Genomic DNA, 18584 nt, shown 5'->3' on the forward strand with positions numbered 1-18584 from the left:
ACCGACTCTTACAATGACCGACCCATGGCCGCCCTGATCGTCGTCATCCCGCCGCATCCGGTCAGCCCTGCGACCGAGTTCGCGTACGCCTTGTCGAACGACGGCGCCAGCGTCACGCGCCACGGCGCCGCGCAGGCGTCGGTGCTGCCTGCGTCGGTGCGGGCCGGCAGCGAGGTCGTGGCCATCGTGCCGGTGACGATGCTCTCGTGGCATCGCATCGAACTGCCCAAGGGTGTCACGCCGCGCTCGCCGCGCCTGCGCGCCGTGCTCGAAGGCCTGCTCGAAGACCGCCTGCTCGATGAGCCCGAGACCCTGCACTTCGCGCTGCAGCCGCAGGCCCGCGCCGAGTCGCAAGTCTGGGTCGCCACCTGCAACCGCGAATGGCTCAATGGCGCGCTGCAGTTGCTGGAAAGCAGCGGGCGGCCGGTGACGCGCATCGTGCCGGAGTTCGCCCCGCAGGAAGCGCCCGCCTTGTACGCGCTGGGCACCGCGCAGGATGCCCTGCTCGTCGCGGCGACGCGCGAAGGCGTGACGGCGCTGCCGCTGTCCACCGCGGCGCTGGCGCTGCTGCCTTCGCTGCCCGAGGACACGGCGTGCATCGCCGAGCCGGCGGTGGCGCAGCTGGCCGAGCAGGTGCTGCAGCACCCGCCCGTGCTGCAGCAGTCGCCCGAGCGCTGGGTACGCGCCGCGCAGTCCGACTGGGACCTGGCGCAGTTCGACCTCTCCAGCTCCGGCGGCGCACGCGCGTACAAGCGCTTCGCGACCTTGTGGGCCGACGTGCTGTCCGCCCCCGAATGGCGGCCGGCGCGCTGGGGCGCCGTGCTGCTGGTCGCGCTGAATCTCGTCGGCCTGAACGCCTGGGCATGGCGCGAGCGCTCGACCCTGGACACGAAGCGCGAAGCGATGCAACGCACGCTGACGCAGACTTTCCCCAACGTGAAGGTCGTCGTCGATGCGCCGGTGCAGATGGAACGGGAGGTCGCGGCGTTGCGCCAGGCGACCGGCGCGACGTCGGGGCGCGACCTCGAAGCGATGCTGGGCGCGCTCGCCATCGCTCTGCCGTCGCAGAAGGCCGCGGCGGGCATCGACTATGCCAACGGCGAAATGCGCGTGAAGGGCCTGGCGCTGGGCGCGGACGAAGCCCGCAATGTCGCGGCCGCGATGAAGGCGCGCGGCTACAACGCGACCCCGAGCGGCGACGCGCTGGTCGTCACGCAGGAGCTGCAGCCATGAACGCGCAGCTGGAAGCCCTGCGCGCGCGCTGGGCCGCGCTCGTCCCGCGTGAGAAGGTGATGGTGGCCGGGGGGCTCGCCATCGTCGCGCTGGCGATCGTGTGGCTGCTCTTCATCGGGCCGGCGCTGTCCACGCTGCGCTCCGCGGAGGCGCAGCGCCGCACGCTCGACGCGCAGCTGCAGCGCATGGCCGCGTTGCAGCAGCAGGCGCAGGCCATGCGCGCCCAGCCCAAGCAGAATCGCGACGAAGCGATGCGCCAGCTCGAGCTCTCGGTGCGCCAGCGCCTGGGCACCTCCGCGCGGATGGTCGTCGCGGGCGACCGCGTGACGGTCACGCTGGCCGGCACGCCGGCCGACACGCTCGCGCAGTGGCTGGCGCAGGCGCGCACCGCGGCCCATACGCTGCCGGCGGAGGCGCACCTCGTCCGCAACAGCGGCGGCACCTGGGACGGCAGCCTGGTGCTCGCCCTGCCTCGCAGCTGAGGTGGCAACGCCCGCCGCCCTCGCCCGCGCGCGCAGCCCCTGGTCCTGGGCCGTCGGCGGCACGCTGGTCGGCCTGCTGCTCGCGTTGGTCCTCTTCATTCCGGCGAGCTGGGTGGCCGCGCGGATCGAGGCTTCGACCGGCGGGCGCGTGCTGCTCATGGATGCGCGCGGGTCGCTGTGGAACGGCACCGCGAACCTGCGGCTGACCGGCGGCCAAGGCAGCACCGACGAACTCGCGTTGCCCACGCCGGTCGACTGGCACGTTCGCCCGCGCTGGAACGGCTTCCTCTTGCGGGTGACTACCGCATGCTGCACGCCGCAGCCGCTCGAATTGCACGTGCGCCCCGGCTGGCGCAGCACCGCCGTCGACATCGCGGACGCGCGCAGCCGGTGGCCCTCATCCTTGCTCGCGGGACTGGGCACGCCCTGGAACACGCTTCAACTCGATGGCGATTTGGTCCTTTCCACGCAGGGGCTTTCAGTAGAATGGATCGAAGGCCGGCTGGCCCTCGCGGGGCGGGCGGAATTGCAGGCGCAGCGCATGTCGTCGCGCCTTTCGACCTTGAGACCCATGGGCAGCTATCGCATCACGGTCAGCGGAGGCGCGACACCGAACCTGCAGCTGGAGACGCTCGAAGGCAGCCTGCAATTGAGCGGATCGGGGCAGTGGGTGGGCTCGCGGCTGCATTTCAGCGGCGTCGCGACGGCGGCGCCCGACAGGGAGGAGCAGCTGTCGAACCTGCTCAACATCATCGGGCGCCGCAGCGGCCCCCGCTCCATCATCTCGATCGGATAAGAAGATGAAACGACCATCGCGCTCCAGCCTCACGCGTCCCGCGGTCCTCGCCCTCGCCTGCGCGCTCGTCGCGGCCGGCCCGGGCTTCGCGCAGCAGTCGCAGCAGCGGGCCCGCGCGTCGCGCGAGCCGGTGACCTTGAACTTCGTCAACGCCGACATCGAGGCGGTGGCGCGCACGATGGCGGCCATCACCGGCCGCAACATCGTGGTCGACCCGCGCGTGAAGGGCACGATCACCTTGAGCACCGAGCGGCCCGTGCCGCCGCAGGTGGCCTACAACCAGTTCCTCGCGGCGCTGCGCCTGTCCGGCTTCACCGTCGTCGATTCGGGCGGCATCCTCAAGCTGGTGCCCGAAGCCGACGCGAAGCTGCAGGGCGGCGCCGTGTCCGCCGGTGCGCCCTCGGGCGGCGGCCAGATCGTCACGCAGATCTTCCGCCTCAATTACGAGCCCGCGGGCAACCTGGTGCCGATCCTGCGGCCGCTGATCAGCCCGAACAACACCATCAACGTGAACCCGACGAACAACTCGCTCGTGATCACGGACTATGCCGACAACCTGCAGCGCATCGCCCGCATCATCGCGGCGCTGGACGTCTCGAACGCGACCGACGTCGACGTGATCCCGCTGCAGCACGGCCTCGCCTCGGACATCGCGCCCGTCGTGCAACGGCTGGTCGATTCGAGCGGCACCGGCGCGCCCGGCGCGCCGCCCGCCGCGGGCGCGGCCGCGGGCGACGGCTCGTTCCGCACGACGATCGTGCCCGAGACGCGCAGCAACTCGCTGCTGGTGCGCGCGGCCAACCCCGCGCGTCTGAGCCTGGTGCGATCGCTCGTGCAAAAGCTCGACCAGCCCGGCGGCACCGAGACCGGCAACATCTGGGTCGTCTACCTGAAGAACGCGGAGGCGACGCGCCTGGCCGTCACGCTGCGTGCCGCGCTGGCCGCCATGGGCCCGGCGACCGGCGGCACCCCGGCCGCGGGCGGCACGGCCGCCGCCGCCGCACCGGCCGCGACGCCGGCCCCGACCTCCACTGCCGCCGGCGGCGCGAGCAGCGCAGCCACCGCACCGACGACGCCCGTCGCGCAGGTGCAGACCGGCGGCCAGATCCAGGCCGACCCGGCGACCAACGCGCTGATCATCACCGCGCCCGAGCCGCAGTACCGCCAGATCCGCGCCGTGATCGAAAGGCTCGATTCGCGCCGCGCGCAGGTCTACATCGAGGGCCTGATCGCGCAGGTGAACGACGACAAGGCCGCGCAGTTCGGCATCCAGTGGCAGACGCCGCTCAACAGCACGAGCAACGGCACGGTCGGCGTGCTGGGCACCAACTTCTCGGTGGGCGGACAGAACCTCCTCAATCTGGCGACACAGAACGGCACGGTGGGCAGCGTGCTGCCCGCGACGGGCATCAACTTCGGGACCGTGAGCAAGATCGCGGGCCACTTCGTCCTCACCTCGATCGTGAACTTCCTGCAGTCCAACGACGCCGGCAATGTGCTGTCCACGCCCAACCTGCTCACGCTGGATAACGAGGAAGCGAAAATCGTTGTCGGCCAGAACGTGCCCTTCGTCACCGGCCAGTTCACCAACACCGGCGCGACCAACGGCTCCGTGAACCCGTTCCAGACCATCGAACGCAAGGACGTCGGCCTGACGCTGCGCGTGCGTCCGCAAATCAGCGAGAACGGGACCATCCGGTTGCAGATCTTCCAGGAAGTGTCCAGTGTCGTCGCCTCGACGGTGAATTCGGCGCAGGGCATCACGACGGACAAGAGCTCGATCGAAACCAGCGTCCTGGTGCAGGATGGGCAGATCGTCGTGCTCGGCGGGCTGCTGAAGGACACCTACAGCGAGAGCGAGCAGAAGGTGCCCGTGCTGGGCGACGTGCCCGTGGTCGGCGAACTGTTCAAGTCCAGGGGCCGCAGCCGCCAGAAGCAGAACCTGATGGTGTTCCTGCGTCCCGTGGTGCTGCGCGACGCGGACCAGACCGAGCTGCTGTCGCTGGACCGCTACGAGCTGATGCGCGGCAACCAGATCGAGGCGCAGCCGGCCAAGAGTATCCTGACGCCGATCAACGGCGGTCCGCTGGTTCCGCCGGCCACGGGCACGCCGCTGCCCGCGGCTCCCGCGCCGACGCCCGGTGCGTCCGCGCCCGCGCCGGCACCTGGTACCGGCATCCCCGCCGTTCCCGCCCCGCTAGGGCGCTAGATTCCGGCGATGCGCTACCCGCTTCCCTACGCGTTCGCGCGCGGCAACCAGTTATTGCTGGAGGACGACGGCACCCAGCTCGTGCTGTGGCACGGAGCGCAGCCCTCGACGTCGGCGCTGTCGGAGGTGGTGCGCAAGTACGGCGTTCGCACCCTGCAGCAGCTCGACGCGACGCAGCTTGCGCAGCGCATCAGCGGCGCCTATTCGCAGGGCGAATCGAGCGCCGCGACCATCGTGAGCGAGGTGCAAAACGATGCCGACCTCTCGCGCATGATGCAGGAGCTGCCCGCGGTCGAGGACCTGCTGGAGACCAGCGACGACGCGCCCATCATCCGCATGCTCAACGCGCTGCTGACACAGGCCGCGCGCGACGGCGCGAGCGACATCCACATCGAGCCGTACGAGCGCCACTCGAGCGTGCGCTTCCGCGTGGACGGCACACTGCGCGAGGTGGTGCAGCCCAATCGCGCGCTGCACGCGGCGCTGATCTCGCGCCTGAAGATCATGGCCGAGCTCGACATCGCCGAGAAGCGCCTGCCGCAGGACGGCCGCATCTCGCTGCGCATCGGCACGCGCGCGGTCGACGTGCGCGTCTCCACGCTGCCCAGCGCGCACGGCGAGCGCGCGGTGCTGCGCCTGCTGGACAAGAGCGAGAGCAAGCTCAATCTCGAGTCGGTCGGCATGACCGGCGACACGCTCACGCGCTTCGAAGCGCTGATCACGCAGCCGCACGGCATCATCCTCGTCACCGGCCCCACCGGTTCGGGCAAGACGACGACGCTGTATGCCGCGCTGTCGCGCATGGACGCCGGATCCAGCAACATCATGACGGTGGAAGACCCGATCGAGTACGAGCTGCCCGGCATCGGCCAGACGCAGGTCAACGCGCGTATCGACCTCGACTTCGCCAAGGCCTTGCGCGCAATCCTGCGGCAAGACCCGGACGTGATCATGATCGGCGAGATCCGCGACTACGAGACGGCGCAGATCGCGATCCAGGCCTCGCTCACGGGCCACCTGGTGCTGGCCACCGTGCACACCAACGACGCCCCCAGCACCGTCACGCGCATGATCGACATGGGCGTCGAGCCTTTCCTTCTGAGCTCCTCGCTGCTGGGCGTGCTCGCGCAGCGGCTGGTGCGCAAGCTGTGCCCGCATTGCCGCGTGCCGGGCAGTGGCGCCTGGACGGCCAAGGGCTGCGACCAGTGCGGCTTCACCGGCTACCAGGGCCGCACCGGCGTGTTCGAGCTGATGGTGGTGAACGACCGCATCCGCGAGTTGATCCACAACCGCGGCGCCGAGGCCGACATCCGCGAGGCCGCACTGGCCGAAGGCATGGCGCTGATGCGCGAGGACGGCGAGCGGCTCGTGCGCGAAGGCATCACCTCGCGCGAAGAACTGCTGCGCGTCACGCGCGACTGATCACAGCGGCCGCCAGCCCTCGATCGCGGTGGCGACCGCGCCGGCTACCAGCACGCACGCGGTCGCACGCACGATGAACTGGCGCAGGCGCGGTCGCGCCTGGAAGCCGGTGCCCGTGCGGCCGGCCGCCAGCGCGAGCGGCCCGTAGATTCCGGCCTGCACGCCCCACACGATCAGGCCCATGAAGAGCATCTGCAGCCACAATGGCCGCGCGCCCGAGCGCATGAACTGCGGGAACACCGCGAGCACGAAGACATAGGCCTTGGGATTCAGCACGCTCGTGAGCAGGCCCTGGCGGAAGGTGGCCGAAGGGCTGGACCCGGTGCGCGGCTGCGGCGCACCCGACGCGAGATCGCTGCGCCAGATCGACACGCCGATCCACACCAGGTAGGCGGCGCCTGCGACCAGCAGCAGGTTGAAGAGACCGGGCCACCACTGCAGCACCAGCCCGAGGCCCAGGCCCGTGGCCGCGAAATGGAACACCGCGCCCGCCATGATGCCCGCCAGGGCGAGCAGCCCCGCGATGAAGCCGCCGCGCAAGGAACTGCCGACGACGAACGCCATGTCCATGCCCGGCAGGGCGACGATGCCCAGCACCATGAGGAAAAACAGCCAGAGAGGCGCGCCCGTATCCATGGGCGCGACTGTACGCAAGGATGCGTGTCAGCTCCTGGCAGGAGGTGATTCAGACGCGTTCGGGGGCGTGCTCGCGGCCCGGCAGGTCGATCGGGATGTAGCGGCGTCCCGGCTCGTCGTCCGCGGGCGGCGCCTGCGGCTTCGGGTCGTCGCGTTTCTGGTTCGGCTTCTCGTCGGGGTTGTCGACCGGCGGCACCGATTCCGGCGCGGGCACGTCGGGGCTCATCGAGGCACTCCGCGCTCCCGGCTCGGTGGGCGGCCCCCTTGCGACGCGGCCGGCTGGCGATGGTCCGGCAACGGCGGGCGTTTGGAGATGTCGAGCTTCTCCGATTTGGGTTCGCGCTCGCCCTGCTTGGGTTGGGGAATCTTCTGGTCGTTGAAGCGGTGCGTCATCGCATCGCCCAGGGGTGTGGAGTCGTCTGGCATGGCGGCAGTCCTTTCGATCCCATTATTGGAAGGCTGGGCCGCGTGACTGCTGGCGCAGCGCGCGATCCGCTGTCCGCCGCCGTCCTACGACGAGGCTCAGGTGTCCCAGTCGCCGCCGCCGAGATCGGCGCCGCCACCATCGTCCCATCCGCCATCGGCGATGCCGAAGTTGTCGCCGCCCATGTCGGTGTTGAGGTTGTGGCGCATGCCTTCGTCGATCTGATCGAGCGTCGGTGCGTTGCCCAGGTCGTGCGGCACGGGTGTCGCGGCGTTCGCTTCATGACCGAACATGCGGCGCCCAATTTCCTCGGCCGCGAGTGCCCCCGCGCCGATGGCCACACCGGTGGCGAGCCCGCGCCCGATCGAGGAGCCCATCGACGGCTGCTGGGGGCCGTAGCCGGGCGGAACGCCGGCACCGCCGCCCGGCGGATAGGCCGGTCCGTAGCCGGTCTGCCCGTAGGGTGCGGCGCTCGTGTTGCCATAGGCGCCGCCGTAGCCGCCGCCGGCCAGCGCCGCTTGACGGCGACGCAGGAAGGCGATGCCGACGATCACGATGAATGCGACCAGGGCGAGCGTGCCCCAGGGGAAGCTGCGCTGCGCAGGCGCAGGCTGCGGCGCCGCGGCCGGGCGCGGCGCCGCCGTGGTGGTCGTGACGCTCGTGCCGGCATTCGATGCGCTGGCAAGCTGGTTGCGCAAGGCCTGTACCGATTCGGCTTTCGCGAACGGCAGGCCGGGGGCGATCTTCTCGGCTGTGGCGAGCTCGTCGCGCGCCACGTCGAACTTGCGCTCGCGCGCGGCGAGTTCCGCCTTCACGTAATGCGCCTTCGCGCTGTTCGGATGCTCCTTCAGCACCTGCGCGATCATCGCGTCGGCGCGCTCCAGCTGCCCGCCGTTGGCGGCCTGGTAGATCTGCGCGAGCGTCGGCTCCGCCGACCCTTGCCTGTCCTGCGCGTTCGCGCCGACCGCGAACAGGGCAAGTGCGAAGGCCGCCAGCACGGCCAGCAATCGGGACGAAATGTTCATGGCTTTCCTCTGGACAGGAATATGAGCCCGATGCTCTGCGCTTCAAGGCCGCCCGCCAGTCAGGACGGGCCGCCCCGGTGCGTAGGACACGATGGCTCGGCTGCAAGAGGAAGCCACTGTGCGCGCCGATTCTGAAGCGGGGATTAAGGCAGCGCCTGTCGCACCGGTTTGTACAAGCCGCGGCCGCTACCTATAGTGACCCGAGCCGGGACTCGGGCGCGGCGTCCACAGCGCCCGAGCTCGTCCTTGGCAGGGCAGCCGCGGTCGCCGGTCGCGACCTGTTGATACGGAGGCGAACATGACTACTCCAGTGGCCGTCACCAACTTCGAAGTGAAATCGCACGACTCGCCCGACGAGGTCCGCGCGCCCGACAAGACCCGGGTCGAGGTCAACAAGCTCGAGGGCTACACGATCGGCAGGTTCATCTTCCAGCCCGGCTGGCGGTGGTCGGAATGCATCAAGCCGGTCGTGAAGACCGACTACTGCCAGCTCTCGCACGTGGGCCATGTCGTGTCGGGACGCATCAAGGTCCACATGAAGGACGGCACCGAGAAGACCATCAGCGCCGGCGAGTCGTACACGATCCCGCCAGGACACGACGCCTGGGTCGAGGGCGACGAACCGTTCGTGGGGATCGAGGTGATGAGCGCGGACGTGTACGCGAAACCGAAGACGTAAGGCGCGCCGCATGGAAAAACGCCTCCGGGCCATGAGGCGCGGAAGCGTTTGGGGTCTGGCGGCCTGGGGCGGATTCTCAAAACCTGCCGCAACCCGCGCCACCACTCACTTTTCCAATTCGTCCTCTGCTGGGATACACGTTCGAGACATCACCGAAGCTGTGCCATTTCGGGCTCCGTAGGAGTCCCGTGGACAGCGGTTGTCCGTGTCGTTCGGACATACGCCCTATCGAGGCGGCCCGAACATGTTCGTGGTTCCTCGGAAGGAGCACTCAATGGACACCAAGGACAAGACACGCGATCAGCAGCAGCCCGGCGCCTCGACACCGTCGTCGCAGCAACAGGGCGGCGGACGATCTTCCTCGGGTCAGCAGGATCAGTACTCTCCCGGCAGTTCGCAGCAGGGCGGCCTCGCCACACGCTCGCGCTCTGGTCTGCCATCGCTTTGGCCCGTCCGCAATCCGTTCGACCTCATGCGGCAGCTCGACGAAGATGTGGATCGATTGTGGGGACAGCTCTGGGGACGCGGCCGGAACCTATCGGCAGGCGCGCGCGGTGGCCAGCAGATGTGGATGCCGCAACTCGAAGTCTTCGAGCGTGATGGCAAGTTGCACGTGCATGCGGATCTGCCTGGCATGCGAAAGGAAGACATCAAGCTCAATGTCGAGCAGGATCAGCTCGTGATTTCCGGAGAGCGGCAGTCACAGCATGAGGAAGGCGAGCGGGACAAGGGCGGCTACTGGCACAGCGAGCGCAGCTATGGCAGCTTCTACCGCACCGTGCCTCTGCCCGAAGGCGTCGATCCAGCGACCGCCCAGGCGAACTTCAAGGACGGAGTGCTGGAGGTGAGCTTCGATGCTCCGAAGCGGCCGCCTTCGCAGAGCCGGAGCATCGAAATCAAGTAGCGGACCCTGCGCGCTATTCAGGATCGTGCACGGGCCCCAATGCGGGCTCGCGCGGGAGCCGGATCGTGAACTCCGCGCCCTTGCCAACGCCGCCGCTTCGAGCTTCCACCGTCCCACCGTGCATGCCTGCGATCTCACGCACGATCGCCAGTCCGATGCCAAGACCGCCGGGAGCCAGTTCGCGCGCGCGCGGTTCCTGCGTGAATAGCTCGAAGATCTGCGGGAGAACGTCGGGCGCGATGCCGATACCCGTGTCTTGCACCCGAATGAGGATCTCGTCCGACACCTCCATGGCCTTCACCCATACGGTGCCTCCTCGGGGCGTGTACTTCAGGGCGTTGGCCAGCAGGTTCCCGATCGCCTGACGCAGCCGGTCGCGGTCCGCGCGCATGAGCACCGGGTGGGCGGGAAGAATGGTCTCGAGCGCAATCTCCTTTTCGGCAGCGTCATATTGACGTGCGCCAGACTCGTCCCTGACGAGAGTGGCCGCGTCCACGTCTTCGAATTTGAGCAGCACCTGATGCTGCTCGAGGCGCGAGACTTCCATCAAGTCGGAGGCGAGCCGCTCCAGTATTCCCAGCTGGTTGCCGATGATTCCCGAGAAGCCCTTGAGTTGGTCGCTGTCCGATCGACCGAGGATGTAGGCGATGTTCTTGATTGCGCCCAGCGGGTTGCGCAGTTCGTGGCCGAGTGTGCGGAGGAACTGGCGGGTGGACTCGAACGCGGCTTCAACCGCCGCAAGCCGGTTGCTGCGCGCTTCAGCGCCCATGCGAGCATCGGTGCGGTCGCGCACGACTTTCACAAACCCCCGGATACCGGACGCATCGGTGAGCGCCGTGAGCGTGCCGCTCACCCAGATGCGGGTGCCGTCCTTGCGCAGATGCCAGCGATCATCCTGTGCGGTTCCGCGGTGCCGGGCGACTTCAAGTTCGTATTCGGGAATGCCTCTGTCCACGTCCTCCGCGACGAAGACGGTCGACAAGGGCTTGCCAATGATCTCGGCAGATTCATAGCCGAGCACCTGTTCCGAACCCGCAAGCCAGCCGACGATCATGCCCTGCGGGTCCATGAGGATCAAAGCGTAGTCCTTCAGCGCCGGCAAGGCGAGTTCGAGCAACTCGGAAAGGTCTTTGGCCACCTCAGACATCCTCGTCGCGTCGCACGCGGGTCCACATGCGCTTTCGCCGCTCGAGCATGCTCATCCGAGACCAGGCGGAGTCCACCCCGCGACCGGTTCGCTGATCATCCGACACACGAAACTCCGAACGTCGCTCGCTTCGCAGGGGCGGCGTACTGTTCGACTTGCCGGCATGTGGCGCTCCCTCGTGGCGCACTGTGCGCTGTGGCTCGCGTTCTTCCTTGCTTCTCATGGATTTCGATCCGGACAGGCTCCGCCACCTGGATGAGGTGCAGCGCCTGTGCGGCATGCGCTGGTGCTTCAGGGCTCATTTGAAGAGCAAAGAAATCGGTCTCGAGTGCGCCACTTGCGTATACGCGTGTGCGACTGCACCGGACATGCAGTAGCTCGTCGTGAGCTGCGACTTGGCGTTGTGCTAGCTCATCTACAACCGCGATCCATCGCAGCACGATGAATTAGCATGCAAACTCGCCAGCAGCGCTGTAGCGGACGCGGAGGTAGAGGCCCTCGCCGGCCGAGGGCATGTATTCCTGTCGCGCCGCTCTGCCGCCTTGACCTGAAGGTCGCTGAGCAACCCCAAGTTGTACCGCCGAAAGTTCGGTCGTTGAAAAACGGTCTGGGGTACACGCAGCCGCTCACGCTTACTGTGCTACGCAATCGTTTCGAAAAGGCGAAGAAGCTCGCAGGCGTGGAATTTCAGTTCCGCGACCTTCGTGCAAAGGCCGCGACCGATACCGGCGACCTCGCCCACTCGCAGAAGTTGCTCGCGCATAAGAATCGGGACATGACGGAGCATTACGTTCGCAACCGGCGCGGAGACTTGGTGAAGCCACTCCGCTAGCCCTTTGCTGCCTTGAGCAATCCGGTGATCTGATCCATGCCGTCGAAGGTTGCCGGAATCTTCTCTTCCGTAGATACGATGCCGGAAAAAACGATGCTCTCGAATTTGGCGAGCGGTTCGGTGCCTTCTTTTTTAAGCTGCCGCGCGTAGTCCACATAACTCTGAATGAAGCGGCACAGTGTCTTCCGAAGTTCGATCTGCAGGAGCTGCGATTTCGCGGCGTCGGCGCTACGCACCGCGAGCCGGAAAAAGTAGATCAAAAGCAGCGTGAGGGTGACCACCGGAACGGCGCTCGCGATTAGTCCCCATCTGACGGTGTCGAGTGTCGCCAGATGAGAATATACGAGGCCGATTTCGACGCTGACTGGAAGCAGTGCGAGAACGCCCGTGATCCCCATACTAGCGCGCAACCAATTTAGTTCGACCTTCTTCGCTCTAGACAGATCATCAAAGCCTTGGTGCAACCCAACGAAGTTGAAGCCTTGCTCATAACGGCTGAGCGCCTTTTCGAGGTCTGTAGCACGCTGCGATTGAGCGAGCAGCGTGGATTCCCAAGCGTTGACCCGCGCGTCAACTGTTCCTGAGTACTCCTTAATGTTGCGGAGATTGGCTACTGCGTCGTTGCCCAGAAGATCTCGCATGACCCCGATAGGCATCCACTGATCGGCATAGCGCAGGTTTTCTTGTGCATCGCTCGAGAACTCGCTTCGGTTGGTCCGCGCGAATGCCAGAAAGCCACTCAACTCAAAGGACAAGTCGGTGTTTTTCGGTAGAGTCAGGTCGTATTCGAGAATGATTCGGTATAGCCACGAGTAGAGAGTATCTACTGCTCCTGCGCGATCTTCGGGAGACGTGGCCTCGATGGTGTCTACGAATAGCTGAAACTGCCGGCCAATTCGCCCAAGGCTGAACGGCGCTCCTTTGTCGATGTCAGCCGAATTTGCTTTGACAATGCGGAGGGCTTGCAGCAGCTGCCCCACCTTTTCGCTTACCGTCAAGCTTTTTCCAGGCGTTTCCAGGACAGCAATTGCCTTGCTCAACAATTTCTGTCCGTATTCACTCGCAAAGAACGGGTCCATTGGCCTACCCTCCGTACTGCCGGATTGTAGAAATCAATCGGGATTTGTAGAAACGCCCCGGAAGCCTGATGGGCTGCCGAGGCGCATGAATGCTGGTGGCCTGGGGCGGAATCGAACCACCGACACGCGGATTTTCAATCCGCTGCTCTACCAACTGAGCTACCGGGCCGTGAGCCGGCGATTATATCAGCCGCCCCGCTTGCCCCTGGAGAGGTCCACGCCCAGCTGCTTGAGCTTGCGATAGAGGTGGGTGCGCTCCAGGCCGGTCTTTTCGGCCACGCGCGTCATCGAGCCGCCCTCCTTCGCGAGGTGGAACTCGAAGTAGCTCTTTTCGAACTCGTCGCGGGCGTCGCGCAGCGGCTTGTCCAGCTCGAACACCTGGCGCGCCTGCGGGCCCATCTCCACCACCGGCGGCAGGCTTTGCCCGCCGGTCATGGCCGCTTCGACCGTGAGTTCCACCGCGGGCGGCGCCGCCACGCCGGCGATGCCCGGCTTGCGCAGCGCCGCCGGGCCGTTGCCGCGCGTGAGCGCCGCTCCCACCGCCTTGAGCAGCTTCTGCATCGTGATCGGCTTTTCAAGGAACGAGTGCGCGCCGATCTTGGTCGCTTCCACGGCCGTCTCGATCGTGGCGTGGCCGCTCATCATGATCACCGGCATGGTGAGCATGGCGGTGGTGGACCACTCCTTCAGCAGCGTGACGCCGTCGGTGTCCGGCATCCAGATGTCCAGGAGCACGAGGTCGGGGCGCGAGCGCATGCGGGCGCTGCGGGCTTGTGCGGCGTTTTCCGCCAGCTCGACGTTGTGGCCTTCGTCGTTGAGGATTTCCGAGAGCAGGTCGCGGATGCCCAGTTCGTCGTCGACCACCAAGATATTTGCCATGTGTCTGCCAGCGTCCCTACGCAGCCGTGTTGCTAGGCCGCAACTGCGAATGATAGCGACACTTGAGCACCCCGCACCGCACCGTCATCCACGCGATTGCGCAGGTCCACGCGCGCCGAGTGCTCATCCGCAATTTTTTTCACGACCGCCAGGCCGAGGCCGGTGCCCTTCGCCTTGGTCGTGACGTACGGCTCGAAAGCGCGTTTGAGGATGTGGTCGGGAAAGCCCGCGCCCGTGTCCTGCACCACCAGGCGCACGCGCCGCGATTGCGGATGCCATTCGGTGCGGATCGTCACCTCGCGCACCGCGGAGCCCTCGGTCGCGTCCTGCGCGTTCTGCAGCAGGTTGTGGATCACCTGGCGCAGCTGCTGCGCGTCGCCCATGATGTTCGGGCAGCGGGCATCGAGCTGCGCGTGCACCGGCACGTGGGCCGCGCCATCCGCCTGGCCGCCTTCGCGCGCATAGAGCGCGACGACGTCGCCGACCAGGGCATTGAGGTCGACCGGCTTCAGTTCCGCCGCCGGCAGCCGCGCGTAGTCGCGGAACTCGTTTACCAGGCGCTTCATGGCATCGACCTGGTCGACGATCGTGCGCACGGACTTCGTGACCATCGCGCGCTCGGTCTCGCCGACCTTGCCTTCCAGCTTCATCTCGAGCCGCTCGGCCGAGAGCTGGATCGGCGTGAGCGGGTTCTTGATCTCGTGCGCGAGGCGCCGCGCCACCTCGCCCCAGGCCTGCGCGCGCTGGGCCGAAACGATCTCCGAGATGTCGTCGAACACCAGCAGGCGCGCACTGCTTCCTCCCGAATGCGCGGGCATCTCGGCGCCGCGGGCCACCAGCGTCACGATGTGCTGGGGCGATCCGGCCGCCCCCGCGTTGAGCTCGAACGACTGCTGCCAGTGGTCGAGCCCATGCAGCTTGCGATCGTTCATGTACTCGTCGAAGCGCTCCTGCACCCACTGCCCGAAGGCCTGTAGGCCTTCCAGCGACGCGAGCGGCTGGCCTTCCCACGCGGCGAGCGGCACGCGCAGGATGCGCGTCGCGCCGGGGTTCGAGCTGAGCACGCGCCCTTCCTCGTCGAGCACGATGACGCCGGCGGTGAGGTTGTCCAGGATGGTCTGCAGGTTGGCGCGCGCGGCGCTCACCTGGCCCATGCTCTTTTCCACCGCGGCGCGCGCATCGGCGAGCTGCTGCGTCATCTCGGCGAAGGACCGCGTGAGGCCGCCCAGCTCGTCGCGTCCCTGCAGCGCCGGCTTGGGACTGAGGTCGCCCGCCGCCACTTCGCGCACACCGGCGGCCAGCAGCAGCAGCGGCCGCGCGAGCTGGTTGCCCAGGATGATCGCCAGCAGCACGGCGCCGATCACGGCGAGGAACAGGCTCAGTGTGAGCGTGCCGATGTACATGCGCTTGAGGCCCTCGCGGGCCAGCGCACGCTCCTGGTACTCGCGGTAGGCCTCCTGCACGGCGATCGCGTTCGCCACCAGCGTCGGCGGCAGTGCCTGCGTCACCTGCAGCACGCGCGGCTCGCCCAGCGTGCCCGTGGTGGGCTGCGCCGCGATCGCCAGGGCCTTGATGCGCGCGTTGGCGCCGCCGCCTGGCGCGGGTTCATCCAGGCCCTCGACGAAGGCCATGGATCGCTGCTGGCGCACGGTGCGCAGCTGCTGCGGCGTCGGCCGCTCGGGATTGAGCTGGAAGCGCGACTGGCCGGCGCTCGCGATCAACTGGCCCGTGCCGCTCCACAGGATGACGTCGTTGGCCGGCAGCTGCTCGCGCAGCCGATCGAGCGTGACCGCGGCGGACGTGTCGGGCACTTCGGCCAGCTGCAAGGCGGCATTGCGGGTCTTGGCCGCGAGGTCGTTGGCGAGCGCGTCGAGCGTCACGCGGCCGAGGTTCAGGCCGGCGTCCAGCGCCCCTTCGACCTTCACGTCGAACCAGCTCTCGATCGAACGCGAGACGAACTGGTAGGACACGACGTAGATCAGAAGGCCCGGCACGAACCCCACCAGCCCGAAGATCGCCGCCAGCTTGACCAGCAGGCGGCTGCCGAACTTGCCGCGCCGCACGCGCGCGACAAGCCGCAGCGCGACCCACAGGATGACCAGCAGCAGCACGCCGGCCACCACCACATTGATGATGAACAGGCGCCCGTAGTTGCGCTCGTACAGTTCGCGGTTGTTGGTGGCGAGCGTGAGCAGGAAGAGCAGCACGATCGCGATGGCCACCATGATGGTGGCGCCGATGCCCACGGCCCAGCGCACGGCCTTGGAGTTGCGAAGCAGCGCGCGCGACGGCGCGGGCATGTCCACGGACGTTACCTCGGGTTGTCGAACACGAGCCGCACGTTGCGCGACGCGCTGAGGCTCCAGTCCGAATGGCCCACCGCGCCGATCTGGAACGGGCGCGGCAACTGGGACACGTCGAGCCGGAAGCGGAAGTCCACGTTGTAGCGCGCATCGGGATCGATGTCGCCGGGCTCGGCGATCTTCCAGTGCGAGATGCGCTGGATGGCCGCGAGCGCCTCGTCGCGCGTGTCGAAGGTCTGGCCGAGCGCCAGGGCCGAATTGCCGACCGGCGCGGACGAGATCACGAGCCGCCAGCGGCGCGTGAGCGGCTGGTAAGACAGGCGCATGTGCCGGGTGGTGCTGGTGACGTGCTTGTCGTACCAGTACCAGCGGTCGCGCAGCAGCGAGGCCTCGGCCGCGAAGAACATCGGGATGCCCTTGGCCAAGGCATCGTCGATCACCGGCGGCAGCTCGAAGTTGACGTTCGCCGTGAGCAGGAGGCCTTCCTCGGTGCGGTCGAACCGCAACTGCGTGATCTCGGCCGTGTCCGCGCGCGCGGCCAGCACCCAGAACGCGAGCAGCACGCAGGCGCACACGCGCCAGAGCCAGGGCTCAAAGGCGCTTCTCGAGCACTGCGTAGAAGAAACCGTCGTGATCACCTTCCAGATTGTCCCGGACGGCACGGCCGTTTTCCCCGGATTGGGGCAGCAAATGCCCGGGCGCGGGTCGCAAAACCGCCTCTTTGTTGTGCGCAAGAAACGCCTTCACCTGCGCTTCGCCTTCGGCCCGGAACACCGAGCACGTGCAGTACACGAGCCGCCCGCCAGGGCGCAACGTGGGCCATAACGCCGCGAGCAGCCGGGCCTGGGTTTGCGCGAGCTGCGCGATGTCCGACGCACGGCGCAGCCACCGCACGTCGGGGTGGCGCCGCACGATGCCCGAGGCCGTGCACGGCGCGTCCAGCAGGATCGCGTCGAAGGGCACACCGTCCCACCACAGGGCGGGTTGCGCCGCATCGGCGGCGATCACTTGGGCTTGCAGTCCCAGCCGCGAAAGGTTCCCGGTGATCCGCTCGCAGCGGGACGGGGAGATGTCCAGGGCGACGACCTCGGCATCGGCCAGCTCGAGCAGGTGGGCCGTCTTGCCGCCCGGCGCGGCGCACGCGTCGAGGAGGCGCGGCGGCTTCGCCCCGGCCGGTGAACCGGCCAGCAGGAGCGGCGCCGCGAGCTGCGCCGCCGCGTCCTGGACCGACACCACGCCTTGCTCGAAGCCGGGCAGCGCGTGCACGTCGCGCGGCACGTCGAGGATGACGCCCCACTCGCCCGAGGCGCGCGCCCCGATGCCCTCAGAAGCCAGCCGCGCCAGGTAGTCGTCGCGGGTCGTGCGCCGCACGTTCACGCGCAAGGTCATGGGCGCACGTGCATTGTCCGCTTCGAGGATCTCCGGCCAATGCTGCGGATGGTCGCGCTTGAGTTGCTCGATCCACCACGCCGGGTGGTTCCAGCGCGCGAGCGGGTCGCCGTCGGTTGCCGCGATCAACGCTTCGCGCTCGCGCAGGAAGCGGCGCAGGCAGGCGTTCACGAAGTTCGCTTGCGCACGCGCCGCTCGGTCCTGCTTGGCCGCTTCGACGGCCTGACCCACCAGCGTGAAAGGCGGATACGGCGCGTCGTCCTCGCGCCAGCACAGGGCCAGCGCGGTGCACAGCAGCGCATCGACGGGGGGTGCCGGCGCGCGCCGCGCGAGCTGCGCGCGCAGCGCCTGCGCGCGGCCGAGATGCCGCAGCGCGTGGAAGGCCAGCGCCTGCGCGCCCGGCCGCAAGGCGGGTTCGATGCGCGGCAGGGCCTGCGAAGTGGACGTGCCCGCACGCACGTCGCCGACGATGCGGGCCGCCGCCTGCAGCAATCGCCACAGCGGGGGAGAGGGGGTCACGCCAGCGCCGGCACGATCACGGGCGACAGCGGCCGTGCGGGCTCGAACCGGAACAGCCACGCCAGCACCAGCGCCGGGAATTGTGCGATCCCCTCGTTGTAGCGCGCGACCGCCTGGTTGAACGCCTCGGTCGCGGCGTGCGCCTGCAGCAGCATCTGCCGGCGGCGCAGCAGCATCGTTTCGGGCAGGCGCGGGCCCGCGAGATCGTGCGCGTCGTCGCGCTCCGCCCGCTCCCACGCCATGCCCAGCACCTGCTGCGCGGCGCTCAGGGCGGCGATGTTGGCCGCAGCCAGCGGCTTGCCGCGGGCCGCGGACAGTGTCGCGGCCAGTTGCGCCGCCGCGGCGTGCAGTGCGGACCAGAAGGAGGTCGGTTCACCGTCGAGGGGCGCGGGCTGGGTCGGCTCGGGCGGCGGCAGGTGCTGGCGCACGAGCTCGACCTGGCGCGCGAGTTCGCCTTCCACGCTGGCGAAAGCGGTGTTCGCATCGGCGCGCAGGCGCATCAGGCGGTTGTAGGCGCCCACGCTCCAGAACAGCAGCACGGCGGCGATGGTCCAGAAAACTACGGAACTCGTCATGGCTGGAATGAAAAACGCCCCGCCTGCGGACAGGACGGGGCGTTCAGTTTA

General features: G+C 68.0%; 18 protein-coding genes and 1 tRNA gene. 7 read left to right on the forward strand and 12 right to left on the reverse strand.

Going from position 1 to position 18584, the window contains the following annotated elements; genetic code table 11:
• The first annotated feature begins 24 nt into the window (after positions 1–24).
• The 5 genes from gspL to gspE are packed head-to-tail and all read left to right on the forward strand — an operon-like array spanning position 25 to position 6142.
• Positions 25–1233 (forward strand): type II secretion system protein GspL, encoded by a 1209-nt coding sequence (gene gspL / locus AC3EF3_RS18400; RefSeq protein ID WP_488533592.1) that lies wholly within the window; start codon positions 25–27, stop codon positions 1231–1233.
• Positions 1230–1715: a type II secretion system protein M gene (locus AC3EF3_RS18405; protein ID WP_488533593.1), complete on the forward strand. Its 486-nt coding sequence runs from the start codon at positions 1230–1232 to the stop codon at positions 1713–1715. Before gspL ends, AC3EF3_RS18405 begins: the two co-directional genes overlap by 4 nt.
• A 1-nt stretch (position 1716) precedes the next feature.
• Positions 1717–2511 (forward strand): type II secretion system protein N, encoded by a 795-nt coding sequence (gene gspN, locus AC3EF3_RS18410; protein ID WP_488533594.1) that lies wholly within the window; start codon positions 1717–1719, stop codon positions 2509–2511.
• Positions 2512–2515: 4 nt separating this feature from the next.
• On the forward strand, positions 2516–4720 hold the full coding sequence (gene gspD, locus AC3EF3_RS18415) for a type II secretion system secretin GspD (RefSeq protein WP_488533595.1): 2205 nt from the start codon (positions 2516–2518) through the stop codon (positions 4718–4720).
• Positions 4721–4729: 9 nt separating this feature from the next.
• Positions 4730–6142, forward strand: a complete 1413-nt coding sequence (gspE, locus tag AC3EF3_RS18420) for a type II secretion system ATPase GspE (protein ID WP_488533596.1) — start codon at positions 4730–4732, stop codon at positions 6140–6142.
• On the opposite strand, the gene AC3EF3_RS18425 is transcribed toward gspE, so the two are convergent.
• The 4 genes from AC3EF3_RS18425 to AC3EF3_RS18440 all read right to left on the reverse strand — a co-directional run bounded on the left by AC3EF3_RS18425 (position 6143) and on the right by AC3EF3_RS18440 (position 8227).
• The gene (locus AC3EF3_RS18425; RefSeq protein WP_488533597.1) at positions 6143–6778 is read right to left on the reverse strand and encodes a LysE family translocator; all 636 of its coding nucleotides are present in this window, start codon (positions 6776–6778) and stop codon (positions 6143–6145) included.
• Positions 6779–6827: 49 nt separating this feature from the next.
• Positions 6828–7004, reverse strand: a complete 177-nt coding sequence (locus tag AC3EF3_RS18430) for a hypothetical protein (RefSeq protein WP_488533598.1) — start codon at positions 7002–7004, stop codon at positions 6828–6830.
• A complete protein-coding gene (locus tag AC3EF3_RS18435; RefSeq protein ID WP_488533599.1) occupies positions 7001–7204 on the reverse strand; it encodes a hypothetical protein in 204 nt (67 codons plus the stop codon). Before AC3EF3_RS18435 ends, AC3EF3_RS18430 begins: the two co-directional genes overlap by 4 nt.
• 96 nt (positions 7205–7300) lie before the next feature.
• Entirely contained in the window at positions 7301–8227 is a 927-nt protein-coding gene (locus AC3EF3_RS18440) for a tetratricopeptide repeat protein (RefSeq protein ID WP_488533600.1), read from the reverse strand.
• 298 nt (positions 8228–8525) lie between these two features.
• Between AC3EF3_RS18440 and AC3EF3_RS18445 the strand changes: the two genes are divergently transcribed.
• Both AC3EF3_RS18445 and AC3EF3_RS18450 read left to right on the forward strand, forming a co-directional pair.
• Positions 8526–8906, forward strand: coding sequence for a cupin domain-containing protein (locus tag AC3EF3_RS18445; RefSeq protein ID WP_488533601.1), 381 nt, complete (start codon positions 8526–8528; stop codon positions 8904–8906).
• 274 nt (positions 8907–9180) lie between these two features.
• A complete protein-coding gene (locus AC3EF3_RS18450) occupies positions 9181–9810 on the forward strand; it encodes an Hsp20/alpha crystallin family protein (protein WP_488533602.1) in 630 nt (209 codons plus the stop codon).
• Between the two features lie 13 nt (positions 9811–9823).
• On the opposite strand, the gene AC3EF3_RS18455 is transcribed toward AC3EF3_RS18450, so the two are convergent.
• The 8 genes from AC3EF3_RS18455 to AC3EF3_RS18490 form a co-directional block, all read right to left on the reverse strand.
• Positions 9824–10948: an ATP-binding protein gene (locus tag AC3EF3_RS18455; protein WP_488533603.1), complete on the reverse strand. Its 1125-nt coding sequence runs from the start codon at positions 10946–10948 to the stop codon at positions 9824–9826.
• An 837-nt stretch (positions 10949–11785) separates the two neighbouring features.
• Positions 11786–12868, reverse strand: coding sequence for a hypothetical protein (locus tag AC3EF3_RS18460; protein WP_488533604.1), 1083 nt, complete (start codon positions 12866–12868; stop codon positions 11786–11788).
• A 93-nt stretch (positions 12869–12961) separates the two neighbouring features.
• A tRNA-Phe gene (locus AC3EF3_RS18465) sits at positions 12962–13037 on the reverse strand.
• A 17-nt stretch (positions 13038–13054) separates the two neighbouring features.
• The gene (locus AC3EF3_RS18470) at positions 13055–13747 is read right to left on the reverse strand and encodes a response regulator (protein ID WP_488533605.1); all 693 of its coding nucleotides are present in this window, start codon (positions 13745–13747) and stop codon (positions 13055–13057) included.
• A 32-nt stretch (positions 13748–13779) separates the two neighbouring features.
• Entirely contained in the window at positions 13780–16047 is a 2268-nt protein-coding gene (locus AC3EF3_RS18475) for a sensor histidine kinase (RefSeq protein WP_488533825.1), read from the reverse strand.
• 11 nt (positions 16048–16058) lie between these two features.
• Positions 16059–16685, reverse strand: a complete 627-nt coding sequence (locus AC3EF3_RS18480) for a DUF4390 domain-containing protein (RefSeq protein ID WP_488533826.1) — start codon at positions 16683–16685, stop codon at positions 16059–16061.
• Complete coding sequence (rsmB, locus tag AC3EF3_RS18485) at positions 16642–17958, reverse strand: 16S rRNA (cytosine(967)-C(5))-methyltransferase RsmB (protein WP_488533606.1); 1317 nt, start codon at positions 17956–17958, stop codon at positions 16642–16644. Before rsmB ends, AC3EF3_RS18480 begins: the two co-directional genes overlap by 44 nt.
• On the reverse strand, positions 17955–18533 hold the full coding sequence (locus AC3EF3_RS18490; protein WP_488533607.1) for a LemA family protein: 579 nt from the start codon (positions 18531–18533) through the stop codon (positions 17955–17957). Before AC3EF3_RS18490 ends, rsmB begins: the two co-directional genes overlap by 4 nt.
• Between the last annotated feature and the right edge of the window lie 51 nt (positions 18534–18584).

It is taken from the genome of Ramlibacter sp. GS1-15 (assembly GCF_057785015.1).